19 protein-coding genes are annotated in these 16041 nt (G+C 39.4%); 11 read left to right on the top strand and 8 right to left on the bottom strand.

From position 1 onward, the window contains the following. Nucleotides 1-340: 340 nt before the first annotated feature. The 6 genes from ACIFOT_RS20075 to menC all read left to right on the top strand — a co-directional run bounded on the left by ACIFOT_RS20075 (nucleotide 341) and on the right by menC (nucleotide 7843). Nucleotides 341-1747, top strand: coding sequence for an isochorismate synthase (locus tag ACIFOT_RS20075; protein WP_430067107.1), 1407 nt, complete (start codon nucleotides 341-343; stop codon nucleotides 1745-1747). Continuing rightward, nucleotides 1744-3495, top strand: a complete 1752-nt coding sequence (menD, locus tag ACIFOT_RS20070) for a 2-succinyl-5-enolpyruvyl-6-hydroxy-3-cyclohexene-1-carboxylic-acid synthase (RefSeq protein ID WP_430067106.1) — start codon at nucleotides 1744-1746, stop codon at nucleotides 3493-3495. The genes ACIFOT_RS20075 and menD overlap by 4 nt, the downstream gene beginning before the upstream one ends. Continuing rightward, the gene (gene menH, locus ACIFOT_RS20065) at nucleotides 3492-4301 is read left to right on the top strand and encodes a 2-succinyl-6-hydroxy-2,4-cyclohexadiene-1-carboxylate synthase (protein ID WP_430067105.1); all 810 of its coding nucleotides are present in this window, start codon (nucleotides 3492-3494) and stop codon (nucleotides 4299-4301) included. Before menD ends, menH begins: the two co-directional genes overlap by 4 nt. Before the next feature lie 17 nt (nucleotides 4302-4318). Beyond that, nucleotides 4319-5137, top strand: a complete 819-nt coding sequence (gene menB / locus ACIFOT_RS20060; protein WP_430067104.1) for a 1,4-dihydroxy-2-naphthoyl-CoA synthase — start codon at nucleotides 4319-4321, stop codon at nucleotides 5135-5137. Between the two features lie 109 nt (nucleotides 5138-5246). Next, nucleotides 5247-6737, top strand: a complete 1491-nt coding sequence (locus ACIFOT_RS20055; protein WP_430067103.1) for an o-succinylbenzoate--CoA ligase — start codon at nucleotides 5247-5249, stop codon at nucleotides 6735-6737. Beyond that, nucleotides 6734-7843, top strand: a complete 1110-nt coding sequence (menC, locus tag ACIFOT_RS20050; RefSeq protein WP_430067102.1) for an o-succinylbenzoate synthase — start codon at nucleotides 6734-6736, stop codon at nucleotides 7841-7843. The genes ACIFOT_RS20055 and menC overlap by 4 nt, the downstream gene beginning before the upstream one ends. 45 nt (nucleotides 7844-7888) lie before the next feature. Here menC and ACIFOT_RS20045 read toward each other — a convergent pair whose 3' ends face one another. Together ACIFOT_RS20045 and ACIFOT_RS20040 are read right to left on the bottom strand one after the other, a co-directional pair. After that, nucleotides 7889-8047, bottom strand: a complete 159-nt coding sequence (locus tag ACIFOT_RS20045) for a DUF1540 domain-containing protein (protein WP_430067101.1) — start codon at nucleotides 8045-8047, stop codon at nucleotides 7889-7891. 101 nt (nucleotides 8048-8148) lie between these two features. Continuing rightward, on the bottom strand, nucleotides 8149-9087 hold the full coding sequence (locus ACIFOT_RS20040; RefSeq protein ID WP_430067100.1) for a metal ABC transporter solute-binding protein, Zn/Mn family: 939 nt from the start codon (nucleotides 9085-9087) through the stop codon (nucleotides 8149-8151). Between the two features lie 205 nt (nucleotides 9088-9292). On the opposite strand from ACIFOT_RS20040, the gene ACIFOT_RS20035 reads away from it, so the two are divergent. Beyond that, on the top strand, nucleotides 9293-9856 hold the full coding sequence (locus tag ACIFOT_RS20035) for a beta-class carbonic anhydrase (RefSeq protein ID WP_430067099.1): 564 nt from the start codon (nucleotides 9293-9295) through the stop codon (nucleotides 9854-9856). Here ACIFOT_RS20035 and yidD read toward each other — a convergent pair. Next, nucleotides 9853-10080, bottom strand: a complete 228-nt coding sequence (gene yidD, locus ACIFOT_RS20030; protein ID WP_430067098.1) for a membrane protein insertion efficiency factor YidD — start codon at nucleotides 10078-10080, stop codon at nucleotides 9853-9855. The genes ACIFOT_RS20035 and yidD overlap by 4 nt on opposite strands. 142 nt (nucleotides 10081-10222) lie before the next feature. On the opposite strand from yidD, the gene ACIFOT_RS20025 reads away from it, so the two are divergent. Further along, complete coding sequence (locus ACIFOT_RS20025) at nucleotides 10223-10696, top strand: S-ribosylhomocysteine lyase (protein WP_430067097.1); 474 nt, start codon at nucleotides 10223-10225, stop codon at nucleotides 10694-10696. A 152-nt stretch (nucleotides 10697-10848) separates the two neighbouring features. Here the strand turns inward: ACIFOT_RS20025 and ytzI are convergent, their stop codons facing one another. Continuing rightward, entirely contained in the window at nucleotides 10849-11019 is a 171-nt protein-coding gene (gene ytzI / locus ACIFOT_RS20020) for a YtzI protein (protein WP_430067117.1), read from the bottom strand. 95 nt (nucleotides 11020-11114) lie between these two features. Then, nucleotides 11115-11372 (bottom strand): DUF6154 family protein, encoded by a 258-nt coding sequence (locus ACIFOT_RS20015; RefSeq protein ID WP_223595769.1) that lies wholly within the window; start codon nucleotides 11370-11372, stop codon nucleotides 11115-11117. A 220-nt stretch (nucleotides 11373-11592) separates the two neighbouring features. On the opposite strand from ACIFOT_RS20015, the gene ACIFOT_RS20010 reads away from it, so the two are divergent. Together ACIFOT_RS20010 and ytkD are read left to right on the top strand one after the other, a co-directional pair. Continuing rightward, nucleotides 11593-11916, top strand: a complete 324-nt coding sequence (locus ACIFOT_RS20010) for a hydrolase (RefSeq protein WP_430067096.1) — start codon at nucleotides 11593-11595, stop codon at nucleotides 11914-11916. Between the two features lie 84 nt (nucleotides 11917-12000). Beyond that, on the top strand, nucleotides 12001-12471 hold the full coding sequence (gene ytkD, locus ACIFOT_RS20005; RefSeq protein ID WP_430067095.1) for an RNA deprotection pyrophosphohydrolase: 471 nt from the start codon (nucleotides 12001-12003) through the stop codon (nucleotides 12469-12471). 21 nt (nucleotides 12472-12492) lie between these two features. On the opposite strand, the gene ACIFOT_RS20000 is transcribed toward ytkD, so the two are convergent. Genes ACIFOT_RS20000 through ACIFOT_RS19990 form a run of 3 tightly spaced genes read right to left on the bottom strand, consistent with a single transcriptional unit; the run spans nucleotide 12493 to nucleotide 15098 of the window. After that, complete coding sequence (locus ACIFOT_RS20000) at nucleotides 12493-13299, bottom strand: ABC transporter permease (RefSeq protein ID WP_430067094.1); 807 nt, start codon at nucleotides 13297-13299, stop codon at nucleotides 12493-12495. Continuing rightward, a complete protein-coding gene (locus tag ACIFOT_RS19995) occupies nucleotides 13280-14056 on the bottom strand; it encodes an ABC transporter ATP-binding protein (protein ID WP_430067093.1) in 777 nt (258 codons plus the stop codon). Before ACIFOT_RS19995 ends, ACIFOT_RS20000 begins: the two co-directional genes overlap by 20 nt. Before the next feature lie 22 nt (nucleotides 14057-14078). Beyond that, nucleotides 14079-15098: an ABC transporter substrate-binding protein gene (locus tag ACIFOT_RS19990; RefSeq protein ID WP_430067092.1), complete on the bottom strand. Its 1020-nt coding sequence runs from the start codon at nucleotides 15096-15098 to the stop codon at nucleotides 14079-14081. 107 nt (nucleotides 15099-15205) lie between these two features. Here ACIFOT_RS19990 and ACIFOT_RS19985 point away from each other — a divergent pair, with 107 nt between their 5' ends. Further along, nucleotides 15206-16006, top strand: a complete 801-nt coding sequence (locus ACIFOT_RS19985; protein WP_430067091.1) for an alpha/beta hydrolase family protein — start codon at nucleotides 15206-15208, stop codon at nucleotides 16004-16006. The last annotated feature ends 35 nt before the right edge of the window (nucleotides 16007-16041 follow it).

The raw sequence follows: 16041 nt of genomic DNA, 5'->3' as shown, positions 1-16041 counted from the left end.
TAGTCTCTCCCTTTTATATATTATTTTTTTCTATATTGACAATTTTTTAGGTCTAAAGATTCTTTCCCACACATAAGTGTATGGAATCAGAGTGGTAGTGTCAATGAATTTTTCCTTTCAAATCTAGAAGATAATACCTGTTTGGTTATTATTTAATACTTAGTGGAAAAATAACGAAAAAGTCGTTTTCAACCTATTATTGAAATTTTGATATATAATTAGGAATGAAACAGGATGTTAGTGACAAGTTTTATTGACTTATTTACAATGGGAGTAGTATCTTTAATAAGGCTAAAAATGAATGGATAACAGCAATTTTGGCTGTTTTGGAGGGATTTGTTTGGTAACCATTCAAGAAACGGAAATAAAGGAAAGAGGTCTTGTAGCGGTTGAGCGGGCGAAAAAACTTAACCGGCCCATTTTAATGAGTGAAGTTCATAAAATGGACACGATTAACCCTTTATCATTTTTTAATATAGGGAACGAGCGCTATCTGGGTGAACGGTTTTTCTGGAAGGATCCCAAAGACGAATTAGTGCTTGTTGGACTTGGAATAACAAAACAAATTCAGTCGGATCAGGCTACTGACCGCTTTTTTCATGTTGAAAATGAGTGGGAAACCTTCTTAAGGGATAGTATCATTTTTAACCCTTATAAAGAAATCGGGACTGGTCCATTGATGTTCGGAGGGTTTTCGTTTGATCCCAGCAAAGCTAAAACAGAGCTTTGGTCGAAGTACGCTGATTCATTGTTCCATTTACCAAAATATTTATTAAGTATTATTCAGGGGCAGGCCTATTTAACAACAAATATTGTTTGTACACCAAATGATGATGTTTCTTTATTTAATAAAGTGGTCCAAGAAAGGAATCATCTTTTAAATTCTTTAGGGCAGCGCTCTCGGACGAAAACAACAATCCTGCTTCAAACAGAAGAGATTTCGCCTGAGCACTGGAAAAAGACTGTTGACCAAATTGTGAAGGAAGTATCGACGGGTCCGTTAAAAAAGGTGGTTCTGGCACGCGAGCTTAGACTAACATTTAATCATGAAATTGAGGCTGAGAAGGTTCTCTATAACTTAAACGATCAGCAGCATGAAAGCTTTATCTTTGCTTTTGAATCCAATGGCGATTGTTTCATAGGGGCCTCACCGGAAAGACTTGTAAAGAAGCAAGGGAATGAAATTTTTTCCACTTGTCTTGCTGGCTCTATTTCACGGGGAGAAACAAATGAAGAGGATAGGCTATTGGGTGAAGAGCTTTTAACGGATCAAAAGAATCTTATTGAACATCGATATGTTGTAGAAATGATTAAGGAAGCATTAGAAGAATCATGTGAAAAAGTGATCTTGCCTGAAAAACCTCAACTTATGAAGATTCGAGATATCCAACATTTGTATACTCCTGTGATTGGAAAATGCCATCAAGATACATCTTTATTGCTATTAGTTGAAAGACTCCATCCAACTCCGGCTCTAGGCGGCCTACCTAAAAGTGAAGCAGTTGAAAAAATAAGACAGGTTGAAGACCTTGACCGAGGTTTTTATGCGGCTCCATTAGGCTGGGTCGATTACCGCAAGAATGGAGAATTTGCTGTTTCGATTCGTTCAGGATTAATTCAAGGAAATGAAGCCTCTTTATTTGCTGGTTGCGGTGTCGTGGCTGATTCGGATTCTGAAAGTGAATATATGGAGACGAGTTTAAAGTTTAGACCAATGCTTAGGGCCTTTGGAGGAAATGTAATATGAGTCATCAAGAATCATTAACCGCTTATATTGCGGCCTTTGTAGCGGAGTTAGTCTTTTCTGGTATCACCGATGTCGTCGTCAGCCCGGGTTCTAGATCGACACCAATGGCGATGGTGATGGCTGAACATCCTGATTTAAAGGTGCATATCCATGTAGATGAACGATCAGCTGCTTTTTTTGCGTTAGGAATTGCCAAGATAACAAACAGACCAGTTGCCATCCTTTGTACGTCAGGCACGGCTGCTGCAAATTATTTTCCTGCAATCGTTGAAGCTCGTTATTCTCGAGTCCCATTGATTGTGTTAACTGCAGACCGGCCCCATGAACTAAGGGAAGTAGGGGCACCCCAGGCAATTAATCAAATTCATTTGTATGGGCATCATGTTAAATGGTTTGCGGAAATGGCGCTGCCTGATAAAAGCGATGAGATGATTCGCTACGCTCGGACTTTTTGTGCAAGAGCGGCGGCTGCTGCCACCGCAGCACCTGCTGGTCCGGTTCATTTGAATTTCCCGTTTCGGGAGCCGCTGATTCCTAAATTGGATGAGGAGATTTTCCATGCGAAAGAACGATCAACCGGTTATGTAAAGGTTCATAACGGCGGTTTAACTATTAATGAAGAGCAAATTAAAGAAATCGCAGAAAAGCTTATGGGAAGAGAAAAAGGAATCATCGTTTGCGGAAACATCGCTGATGAGCCATTTGCTAATGCTGTTACCCAACTGGCCGAGTTATTAAAATTTCCGCTTTTAGCTGACCCTTTGTCACAACTGCGAAGTGGTAGACACAGCCTTGAACATATAATTGATACCTATGATACATTCTTAAGAAACGATGAGGCAAAGTCATTCCTAAAACCGGATGTTGTCATACGTTTTGGAGCTATGCCTGTATCAAAAGCATTAACGATTTTCTTAAAAGAAAACCATGCTGCCGATCAATTTGTTATTGATGGAGGCGGAGGCTGGCGAGACCCAGCATCGTTATCAACTGATATGATATTCTGCAATGAAACCATTTTTTGCGAAAAGCTTGGTACATATTTAAAAAGTAAATCACCTTCATTGTTTTTAGAAGATTGGAAGAAGGTTAATAAACTTACATATGAAAATATGGCACGGGTTCGTGATACTGCTGAATTAAGCGAAGGCCGATTGTTTTACCAATTAGCCGAGCTGCTCCCAGGAGGCGCCACTCTCTTTGTAGGTAATAGTATGCCAATCCGCGACTTAGATAGTTTCTTCTTAAACAATGATAAATCCATAAAGGTTGTCGCGAATAGAGGGGCGAATGGTATTGACGGCACGGTTTCTACTGCTTTAGGTGCAGCCCTATACTCTCAGCCTTTATATTTGGTTCTAGGAGATCTAACCTTTTTCCATGATTTAAACGGCCTGATTGCCGCAAAGCTTTACAATATTGATATTAATATTATCCTTGTAAACAATAATGGCGGCGGGATTTTTTCCTTCCTTCCACAAGCTGAACATCCGAAACATTTTGAACTCCTATTTGGCACACCATTAAATATTGAATTTGAGCAAGCGGTCAAATTGTTTCATGGTAAATATACCAAGATCAAAGATTGGGATCACTTTGAATTAGAAATGAAGACGGCAATGAATTCAAAAGGCATTAAAGTTTTTGAAGTAGCTACAAATAGGGACAGAAATCGGGATGAGCATCGCGAATTTTGGCGTTTGGTTTCCCAGGAAATATCAAATTTTGTCACAGGTGAACATGAATGAAGGTAATGGTCGACAATGTTAAGTATCATGTTGAGAAATCCGGCAGCGGATTTCCACTGGTATTGTTACATGGATTTACTGGAGATTCAACGACATGGACTCCTTTTTGTGAATGTTGGGGGAAGCATTCCAATTTAATTATTCCCGATATTATCGGCCATGGAAAAACTGATTCACCAGAAAATAGTAACCGTTACCAAATCGAAAAAGCCGCGAATGATCTAAAAGGCATCCTAGATAATCAGGGTGTCCAGCAAGTGGATTTACTTGGCTACTCAATGGGGGGAAGGCTTGCCTTATCCTTTGCTTTTCTTTTTCCAGAACGAGTCCGTAAATTAATCCTAGAGAGCTCTTCACCCGGTCTTGCGACTGAATCAGAGCGTAATATTCGCCGCATGAAAGATGAAGAACTTGCAAACTTTATTAAAGAAAAGGGAATAAAGTCATTTGTTGATTACTGGGAGGAGATTCCTTTGTTTGCAACGATGAAGCGTCTTCCATTAACCATCAATGAGGCAATTCGGCTTCAGCGATTAAATAACTCACCCCTTGGACTTGCTAATAGTTTACTCGGAATGGGGACCGGTTCTCAGCCTTCCTGGTGGCAAAACCTTCATCAGCTTTCTTGTGATGTTTTGCTGGTAACGGGCAGTGAAGATAAAAAGTTTTGTACAATTGCGGAAAAGATGTTGAAGGAGCTTGAAACTGGGACATGGGTGGTTGTGGAGAACAGCGGCCATGCAATTCATGTGGAAGAACCAGAAAAGTTTGGTACAATAGTAAGTGACTTTTTGTCTATTACATAACTAAGGAGGTTTTCGATTTGGCAGTAGAATGGATTCCAGGACGAAAATATGAAGAAATTTTATATGAAACTTATAATGGAATTGCAAAAATCACCATTAACCGTCCACATGTACATAATGCTTTTACACCAAAAACGGTTATGGAGTTGATTGACGCTTTTGCCTATGCACGTGATGATGCAAGTGTTGGAGTTATCGTTTTAACTGGTGCCGGAGAAAAAGCATTTTGTTCAGGTGGAGACCAGAGTGTCCGTGGACACGGCGGATATGTAGGAGAGGACCAGATCCCTCGGTTAAACGTTCTAGATCTGCAGCGCTTAATCCGTGTTATTCCAAAACCTGTAGTAGCGATGGTAAAAGGGTATGCGATTGGCGGCGGCCATGTATTACATGTTGTCTGTGATTTAACAATTGCTGCCGATAACGCTGTTTTTGGACAAACTGGTCCGAAGGTTGGAAGCTTTGATGCCGGTTATGGCTCAGGATATTTAGCAAGAATTATTGGACATAAGAAAGCGCGTGAAATTTGGTTTTTATGCCGTCAGTACAATGCTCAAGAAGCGCTTGATATGGGCTTGGTAAACACTGTTGTTCCTTTAGAACAGGTTGAAGAAGAAACTCTTAAATGGTGTGAAGAAATGCTTGAAAAGAGCCCAACTGCACTCCGTTTCATTAAGGCTGCTATGAATGCTGATACGGATGGTTTAGCAGGATTACAACAATTTGCCGGCGATGCGACATTGCTTTATTATACTACAGATGAAGCGAAGGAAGGCCGAGACGCCTTTAAAGAAAAGCGAAAGCCTGATTTCGGTCAATTCCCGCGTTTTCCTTGATTTATTGTTTCAGCAGCAGCTTGATGGATTTCCATCAGGCTGTTTTTTCATAGAAAAGCGGAAGCGCCTTGACGCTGAAGCTAGCCAGTTTATAAGGTGGTAACGAAAAATGATGTATGAGAGAATGCCTAATTTTTTGAAAAAGCGCGTGTTTTTAACCCCTGATAGAACTGCTGTTTATTTTGAAAATCAGACGGTAACGTTTAAAGAACTTTATGACCGCTCACTTAAAGCTGCAGGACAGCTCCAAGGACTTGGATTAAAGCAAGATCAATTTATTGGTGTATTGTTAAAAAACCATCTGGATACAGTGGTTATATTATTTGCTCTGCAGCTTTTAGGCGTGAAATCGGTCATATTGAATAATCGTTTGACCTCATCTGAATTAGTTTGGCAGTTAAAGGATTCGAAATCCTCTTTTCTTATCCTTGAAGAAGCCTTATCTGACAAAATGAATGAACAAAATCTACTGATAGAAATGATAACTAAAGAATCCTTATTTAACAGAAAAACAGAGGTGCCTGACATCAGGGAAGAAATCAATCTTGCCGATATTTGTACGATAATGTATACATCAGGAACGACCGGACATCCCAAAGGAGTGATACAGTCCTATGGAAACCACTGGTGGAGCGCTGTTGGGTCTGTTTTAAATATAGGGATCAATGAAAGCGATTGTTGGCTTTGCAGCGTACCTCTTTTTCATATAAGCGGTTTTTCGATCCTAATGCGCAGTGTCATTTATGGAATGCCGATTGTCCTGCATGATTCCTTTGATGCTGAAAAAACGATCAAAGATATAAATGAAAAAAAAGTTTCCGTTATGTCGATTGTGGGGACTATGCTGAAAAGAGTAGTGGAGACGCTTGGAGAACAAAGGCTTGCCAGCCATTTTCGCTGTATGCTGCTTGGGGGCGGCCCTGCACCGCTGCCTTTGCTTGTTGCATGTACTGAAAAAGAGATTCCGGTTTTTCAAACTTACGGAATGACAGAATCCTCCTCTCAAATCGTCACGCTTGCACCAGAATATAGCTTAACTAAGCTTGGTTCGGCAGGCAAACCATTATTCCCTTCGGAAATCCGAATCGAAGGTGAAAATGGGGGAGTTGCTCAAGCTGGTGAGGCCGGTGAAATCATCATTAAAGGGCCCAATGTGACTGCAGGTTATTTAAATCGTCCGGATGCTACGGCAGAAAAAATACGGGACGGATGGCTATATACTGGTGATATTGGCCACTTAGATGAAGATGGCTTTTTATATGTTCTTGATCGGCGCTCAGACTTAATTATTTCAGGCGGTGAAAATATTTACCCAGCAGAAATTGAAGCGGTATTATTGTCCCATCCTAGTGTTCAAGATGCGGGTGTCGTAGGTATTGACGATGAGCAGTGGGGCCAAGTTCCAGTTGTCTTTTTAGTAACCAAAGAGGGAGATTATCCTTGTGAAGAAGCACTAAGGCAATTTTGTGGAGAACGGCTTGCAAAATATAAAGTTCCTAAAGCTTTTTATTTTATAGAAAAGCTGCCTAGAAATGCGGCAAAAAAATTACTCAGGAGAAATCTCAAGGAATGGCTGCTTGAGGGAAGGGTTGATGGATGAGAATATCGACCATAGAGCTATTTATCATTCAAATGCCTTTAAAATCTCCATTTCAAACTCATTTAGGATCAGTTCATAATCGGGAAGGTATCATCGTAAAAGTTACGAATAAAGATGGCATATCTGGTTTTGGAGAGGGAGTAGCCTTTTCCTCACCATGGTACACCGAGGAGACAGTGGCAACGAGTTTGCATATGTTACAGGACTTTTTGATTCCCTTGATGCAAAAACACCAGATACAGCATCCGGATGAGGCAGCTGTTCTTTTCAACAAATCGCTGCGAAGAAATAATATGGCGAAGGCGGCCTTAGAGATGGCATTATGGGATTTATATGCCAAGTATCAATCACAGCCTTTATCCAAAATGATAGGCGGAACACGTACAAGGATTCCATCTGGAGTAGTAGTTGCTACAGATTCGACTGCTAAAGCGCTAAGACAAATTGAGCAATACCTTCAAGATGGTTACCAAAGGATAAAAGTAAAAATTAATCCAAACCAGGATTATTCCTTTTTAGCAGACATCAGACGGCATTACCCAGATTTGCCGATTATGGCAGATGCTAATTCTGCTTATTCATTAAAGGACATTGAACGGCTAAAAGCCTTAGATGAATGGAATTTATTGATGATTGAGCAGCCGCTTGCTCATGATGATCTAATCGAACACGCTATACTGCAAAAAGAAATCATAACACCTATTTGTTTGGACGAAAGTATTGTGTCCTTCGAAGATGCCCGAAAGGCAATTGAGTTTGGCAGCTGTAAGGTTATTAATATTAAGGCGGGGCGTGTAGGCGGTCTCTCGGAGGCGAAACGAATCCATGATTATTGCTTTGAAAGAGGCGTTCCAGTATGGTGCGGGGGGATGATTGAATTTGGCATTTCCCGCGCCCATAATATTGCGCTTGCATCGCTAGCTGGCTTCACAATTCCAGGGGACATTTCTGCATCAAGCCGGTTTTGGGATGAAGACATTATCAGTCCGGAAGTGACCGTACATAATGGAGAAATAGCCGTACCAACTGAACCGGGAATCGGGTATCACATAAATGAAAAACGACTCCAGGAGACGTCACTCTCGCAAAGACTATTTACATTTTAATAATAAAAAGAAACCAGGCATGATTGCCTGGTCCATTTTTTATTATTAGAGATCCCCTGCTTCAAAGGTTTTACAATCAGTTTCTTGACTATTATCGGCCGTTTTCCCTTTGTGGCTCACAACATAGATACTCTCTGCGCTGCATTTATTTCCCTTTGCCCAATACGTACAGTTATTTACTTCACATAAAACATCCTGTGCCATTCGTATCACTCCTTAGTATTTCGGTAATACAGTAATAGCATTTGATGATATAAAGCAACACATGCCTGTAAGTGTCAGGGAATAAAAGTGGTTATTGGTAATTAATTATTTAAAGCAGTTTCTAAAGTATCAAGGTTCTTTTTCATTAAGGAAAAATACGTTTCTTTGTTCTTGATGTTTTCTTTGGTTAATATGGCCAGGTTATGAATCGGTAAGGCTCTTGCCCCGATTTCATCTTGGACAATTTTACCTAGCTTCGAATGAACGTTTTGTTCAAAAAGAATGTAATGTAATCCTTCATGGTCTGCCACGGAAATTATTTTTTCTAACTCTTTTTGGGTCGGTTCATTGGTCGTGGAAAGACCGGATATGCTAATTTGTTCTATTCCATAGCGTTGTTCCCAATAGCCAAATGCAGCATGGGTCACAATGATTTTTTTATGCTTAGCGGATGAAATGGTTTTCTCAAATTGGCCATTTAGTTCGTCTAACTGAGCTGCAAGTGTCTGATAATTTTTATCAAAAAGCTCTTTTTGCTTGGGCATTTTTTCCACTAGGTTATCACGAATAACAGCCGCCATTTCTTTTGAATAAATAGGATCTAGCCATACATGGGGATTAACATCGCCATGATGGTGTCCGGCTTCATCTTCGTCTTCCTCGGCCCCGTTATCTTTTGGCAGCTGAAGCTTATCTGCTGTTGCTACTAAAGATACATTTTCGTTTTTCAAGGTGCTTTTTGCTTTTTCCACAAAGCCTTCCAGTCCTAATCCAATGTAGAAAAATAAGTCTGAATCAGCGAGATTCATCATATCCTTTTGCGATGGTTCAAAGGTATGTTCATCTGCTCCAGGAGGGTAGATGGTTTTTACGTCAACATATTTGCCGCCAATTTGTTCAGTAAAATATTGAAGTGGGAATACTGTTGTATAGATGGTTAACTGGTTCTTATTTTTTTTAGCCGGTTTGTCATTTGAACAGGCTGATAAGAACAGGCTTAATGTTAATAGAAAAGAAAGGAAAAGAATAAATTTTTTCATAAAAACTCCTTTGAAATGTTATAAATCGGATTAATTACGATTTGTTGTCGAAAAATTTTTAGCATTCAGAATAAATACTTTTGTATAATACGGAACGATTCCGATTTCCAATTGTATCTTACAAAAAAATTTGCCTGTTTGCAAGTATAAAATTTGTTTCTATTAAGGCATATTATGTATGCTTAAATAGAAAGGCGGGATTAAAATGACAATCTTAAACGAAATGCTTGAACACAATCAGAAATTTGTAGAGAACCATGAATATGAGAAATATGAAACAACGAAATTTCCTAATAAGAAAATGGTTATTCTCACATGTATGGACACAAGGTTATTGGAATTATTGCCCAAAGCTTTAAATTTAGGTAATGGAGATGCAAAAATAATAAAAGATGCCGGTGCCATTCTTTCACATCCTTTCGGCAGTGTGATGAGAAGTATCCTAATTGCGGTGTATCAACTGAAGGCACAAGAGGTTTTGGTTGTTGCCCATCATGACTGCGGAATGAGCGGCTTAAAAGCGGAACCCGTAATTGAAAGCATGATGGAACGGGGGATATCGGAAGAAACGATTGATACTCTTACTTATTCAGGTATCGATATTAAACAATGGCTTCATGGGTTTGATAATGTAACTGAAAGTGTAGAGCATAGTGTAGGGATTATTAAAAATCATCCATTAATGCCAAAAGGCGTCCCTGTACATGGTCTCGTAATCGACCCTAAGACAGGAAAGCTGGACCTTATTGTAAATGGTTATGAAAATTAACCTTTCTTCTTTTCTGGAACAGGGTCAATTCCCCCAGGGTGAAAAGGATGGCATTTTAATATCCTTTTTATGGTGAGATATCCGCCTTTTAAAGCTCCAAAGCGCTGTACGGCTTCAAGTCCATAATGCGAGCAGGTAGGATAAAAGCGGCAAGTCGGGGGCTTTAAAGGTGAGATTACGCTTTGATAAAAACGAATCAGTGCAATAATTGCTTTTTTTAACATTTTGGTCGCTCCTCAATAATGGTTACTTACAAAATACCATATATTAAAACGAAGGTCTAAATTTGTTAAATATAACTAAGTAGATGAAAAAACTCGGGATTTAGTGTATGATAGTTTGTAGATAAAAAAAGGAGTGATACTGATGCCTTCAGTTGAAAGCTTTGATTTAGATCATAATGCCGTAAAAGCCCCCTTTGTGAGACACTGTGGTGTTCATAAAGTAGGAAGTGACGGTGTTGTTAATAAATATGATATCCGTTTTTGCCAGCCAAATAAACAGGCGATGAAGCCTGATGCAATTCATACACTTGAACATTTGCTTGCCTTTAATATCCGTAAGCATTCCGAGAAGTACGATCATTTCGATATTATTGATATTTCTCCAATGGGCTGCCAAACAGGATACTATCTTGTTGTCAGCGGTGAACCGACGGTAGAGGAAATCATAGATCTTCTTGAGGATACAATGAAAGATGCAGTTGAAATCACTGATATTCCTGCAGCAAATGAAAGACAATGCGGCCAGGCAAAGCTTCATGATTTAGAAGGAGCCAAGCGTCTAATGAACTTCTGGCTTGAGCAAAGTAAAGAAGACTTAAAAAAAGTATTTGGGTGATATAAAAAAAGGCGGTGTGAGCAGAGCAAAGCGTTCACCCACCCAAAATGGCAAATGAATGATTTCACTTTGACATTTATAAACTAAATTCCTTATTGCGGCGCTCCGCCCCTTTTCCTTAAAAATTCCTATTCGTTTTGAATAGGAATTTTTTATGCTTTCTTATTTTCATTTGAATTTAAATGTTTTTTTTGCTCTTGATTATCCACATTAGGATTATTTTCTAACGGGTCAACTGTATGCTTATATGTATAGGCTTTCGAGGTTGTGATCACAGCTAATAACAGCACAACAATAACAATGATGATGCATACGACAAACACTGTATACAAGAATATTCCCCCTTTTCCTTATTGTATCATGAAACAAAAAAGGAAGCCTCAAACTAGCGCTTCCTTTTCTCGCGGCTTATGTAATATTAGTGTATATTTCGTGGATAATAAGTATTGGTGCGATGTTGTCCATACTCTTCTTGCGCAAATTTCCCCTTTAGACTTTCAATTAAATAAAGCCCCATTAAATCGTACAATTCCTGTTTACTCATATCTTGAATTAAAGCGAGAAGGTCTTCATGTGACATTTCCTCTAAAAAAGCAAATGCGAGCATATCGATATCCTCTTCATCACCCGTAAGCTTGTTCCGGTACATTTCATATAGTTCATCGACTAATTTCATACTTGAACACCTCCTGCCTTAAATAGTAGTTTTTCTTTTGAATACGTAAACCATTCTCAAAAACAGTGAAAATTTACTTTTTTACAATTGACTGAAAAATCTGTTTTCTCTGATTGTATGATTATTATATCGTATTCATTTATAAAAAATGAATCGAAATTTGTAAAAGAATAAATTTTATCTTTTTGTGGATTAATAAACAGTAAAAGGGGATGAAAAAATGGATGAACAAAAGAAAACCTATTATATAGACGTAGGGACAGGCGAGATTTCTCAAAGTGCTACCAGTTCAACATGGAGCTATAAAATCCAGGCAACAGATGAAGAAATTATTCAATTACGCGAGTTGTTTGACCAAAATTATTCGACAGAGTGGAAAAACTTTATCAGGGCGCATATACCATTTGTTGAATATCATAATGACCGTGATAATCATGCCTATGATAGTACAATCCAACAAGTGTATGGGATGATCCATAAGCTAGGGGATGAAGAGGCACGAAATCATATTGAAAGTATGAATATTTTACCAAAAGATGAATAAGAAGAAGCAGGAAAATCCTAGGCTCTAGGGTTTTCTTTTTTTGTTATAATAAAAGTACTAAAAAGAATTTGAGGCGGGTTGGGTATGATTGATTTTTTAGATAATAATGGAAATAAGGTGACATTGTCTTTTTCTCATGATGCATTTTTAGAAGAAGCAAAGCATGTTCTCGTCATTTGCCAATTCGGGGATGAATGGGTGCTGACCAAGCATAAAAAACGAGGGCTCGAGTTTCCTGGGGGGAAAAGGGAGTTTGGCGAAACACTCGAGGAAGCGGCTAGGAGAGAATCCTTTGAGGAAACTGGGGCCATATTAGATGAATTAAAATATCTCGCTGAGTACAAAGTGTCAGACAAGGAAGGCTCGTTTGTAAAAGCAGTTTTTTGGGGAAAGGTAAAAAGGTTGGAGAAAACAAATACATACCACGAAACAAATGGTCCCATTTTGGTCAAGGGCGATCTTCTACAGCTTCGTTTTGGAGAAAATTATAGTTTCATCATGAAAGATCCGGTCGTGGAGGAATGCATGAAGTGGCTGCAAAATGAAAAAGAATAGTGGCAAGCTTAATGCAACCCACTATTCCTTGATAAGTTTTTTTTCTAATAGATCAACCAACTGATACATAACCGTTGCAAACAGGGCTATAACCAATAATGATAAGAAGACAAGTGTAAAATTAAATACCTGGAATCCATATATAATCATATATCCGAGTCCTTTTGTGGATACAAGGAATTCTCCGACGATGACCCCCACCCATGAAAGCCCGACATTGACCTTTAATGTTGAAATAATTGTTGGAAAACTTGCAGGCATAATGGCTTCTTTAAAACATTGAAAGCGTGATGCCCCGAAGGTTTGAAGCACCTTTAAATAATTGGGGTCTACTTCTTTGAAGGAAGTATACACGACGATGGCTGTGATGATTACCGAAATAATGACGCCATTGGCAATTATAGAAGTGTATCCAGGACTTAAGGCGACGATGATCACCGGACCCAAGGCTACTTTTGGCATCGCATTAAATATAACTAGGTATGGATCAAGTATTTTGGACACCAAGGGGGACCACCAGAGAATCGCGGCAATCAGGACACCCAATATGGTACTTATAATAAATCCTACAATGGTTTCCATTAATGTGGCCCCTAAATTCGTTAGTAAAGAGCCGTCTTGAATTTTATCTAGGCATAGGGTCCAGATTTTTGAAGGTGAACTGAAAATGAGCGGGTCAATCCATTGCATCCGGCTTAAAAATTCCCAGCTAGAGAATAGGAGCAGGAAAATAATTAACTGATAAAATCGTACCCATCGTTTTTCAATTATTAAGGAATGAATGTAGCTTTTATGGAGGAGTTCCACGTTATATTTTTCCTGGTTCAAGTGACTCCAACTCCTTCCATATCGTTTGAAAGATGTCTTGAAAAGCATCATGATTTCTTGATTCAAAAGGAGAGAGATTCCGGAGCACTTCAGGCATTTCAAACGTTTTATAAATTCTTCCAGGTTTTGCTGAAAATAAAAAGATTCGATCGCTCATAGCGATGGCTTCGCCGATATCGTGGGTTACCAGTATGGCCGTTTTCCCGAATTCATCTAACGTCTGCGAGACTAAATCTTCAAGCTTTAACTTTGTTTGATAATCAAGGGCCGAAAATGGTTCATCAAGCATAAGCAATTTTGGTTCTGTTGCCAGCGTACGGACAAGGGCGACACGCTGCCTCATCCCACCTGATAATTGCTTAGGAAGCTGTTTTTCCACACCAACTAACCCAATTTGATTTAATAGGCTATGTGCCGCTGACTTTGTTTTTTCATTGAGCTGTTTTGATAATTTAAGACCTAATAAGATATTTTCTTCAATCGTTTTCCAAGGAAACAAGTAATCCTGTTGAAGCATATAGCCGATTTCATTTTTAGAGGTAGATACCGGTTTATTTTCTAAAAGAACTGTTCCTTGGGTTGGTTTCAAGAGACTGGAGATAATCGAGAGCAGGGTTGTCTTTCCACAGCCACTAGGGCCGAGGAAGGAAACAAATTCTCCTTCCTCAACCATCAGTGAAATATCGGAGAGGGCCGTGGTGGCAGAGGCTTTGGTGAAATAGGTGTGATGAATATCCTGAACCTGCAAAAAGCTCATGTTGACGGCCTCCCTTTCCTATTTATTTTTTCATTACTTTTTTAGCAATATCGGTATTGACAAGTGTTTTATGATCTACTTCTTTAGGAAGCGAGCCAGCTTCCTTCATGATATTTTGGAGGTTATTCCACTCTTCCACGTCTAAAATAGGGTCCGTGGCATAAGAGCCTTGACTCTTATAGCGGTCAACCACGGTTTTCAAAATCTCATAATCGGTATCTGGAAAATAAGGCTCTACTGCTTTAGCAATTTCCTCCGCACTATGCGTTTGCACCCATTGCTGGGCTTTGTAGATGGCCTTTGTGAATTTTTCGATGGTAGCTTTATTTTCTTTCATATAGCTATCTTTCGCCATAAAGGTTGTATAAGGAACATGGCCAGATTCTTTACCAAAAGAAGCAACAATATAACCTTTTCCTTCTTTTTCAAAAATGCTGGCGGTTGGCTCAAATAATTGGACATAGTCATAGTTGTCAGAGGAGACAAAGGCATTAGCTATGTTGGCAAAATCGACGTTTTGGGTTAAGTTTAGGTCTTTATGAGGGTCAATGCCATGTTTCTTTAATACGAATTCACCGACCATCTGTGGCATGCCTCCGACACGCTGACCAAGGAAGTTAGATCCTTTTAATTGTTCCCATGAAAAATTATCGTTTTTCTTTTTCGCAACCAGGAAGGTTCCGTCTGTTTGTGTTAATTGCGCAAAATTGATAACCGGGTCATTGGAACCTTGAGCATATACATAAATGGATGTTTCAGAGCCGACTAGGGCAACATCTGCACCCCCTGAGATAAGAGTCGTCATCGTTTTGTCGCCGCCGGGGGTTGTGGTGATGGTGACGTCAAGACCTTCATCCTTAAAGAAGCCTTTAGAAGCTGCAACATATTGAGGGGCATAGAAAATAGAGCGGGTAACCTCTGCGATTCTTACTTTTTCTAGTTTTGTTGGTTTAGGTGTGTCATTGTTATTGCAAGCTGCGAGTGAAAACATCAGTATAGCAATGAGGAGAAAGGAAAAACTGAATTTTAACCATTTTCTCATGTATGAACCTCCTTATTTACCATTCAATCTGGGCGTATTGCCTATGATAATGTATGAAAAGGAAAAAAATGTGTGAATGCCCAGTGATAATTAATTTGGAAGGATAGATGACAGAGTTGAACTTTAATGATGGAAAAATCTTAGACATACAGCGGTTTCCTTCACCTAATCCAAAGGTGGAATTAAAAGTTATTACATATCTATCTGGTGGGTTACGGGTAAAGGGAATGCTTGCTGAACCAATATGTGCAGGCCGGATGGATGGTTTTCTTTATTTACGCGGGGGTATTAAAAATGTCGGTAAGGTAAGACCTTCTAGGATTGCTCAGTTTGCCGCTGAGGGGTTTATCGTGTTTGCTCCACATTATCGCGGAAATCAAGGCGGAGAGGGCAATGAGGATTTTGCCGGTGACGACAGGCTGGATGCTTTTTCAGCTTATTTGTTGTTGAAATCTTTACCTAGGGTTCAGGCTATCCATATTTTTGGGTTTTCCCGCGGCGGTGTGATGGCGTTGTTAACAGGGATTCAGTTTCCTGATGCAGCTTCTGTTGTCACTTGGGGCGGTGTCAGTGACATGGCCCTGACTTATTATGAACGGAATGATTTACGAAGAATGATGAAAAGGGTAATTGGCGGGACCCCTGAAAAATATCCAGAACGGTATCAAGACAGAACTCCGCTTTATGGGCTTGAAAACCTTGCATCTCCAGTCCTGATTATTCATGGTGTTAAGGACCACAATGTGTCTGTTGAGCATGCTTACCGACTGGAAAAAAGGCTAAACGAATTGGACAAGCATGTGGCTTGCTGGTACTTTGAGCAATTTACGCATTATTTTCCCCCAGCCAATAATCGAAAAGTGGTTGAAGATTTAACGAAGTGGATGAAATCCAATGGCAAAAAATGATAAAATATGATTATTAAGAGCAGAGGAGCGGATTT

Source organism: Neobacillus sp. NRS-1170 (assembly GCF_050468025.1).
Note: the sequence above shows the minus strand (reverse complement) of the source record. Positions and strands in the feature narration are given on the sequence as shown.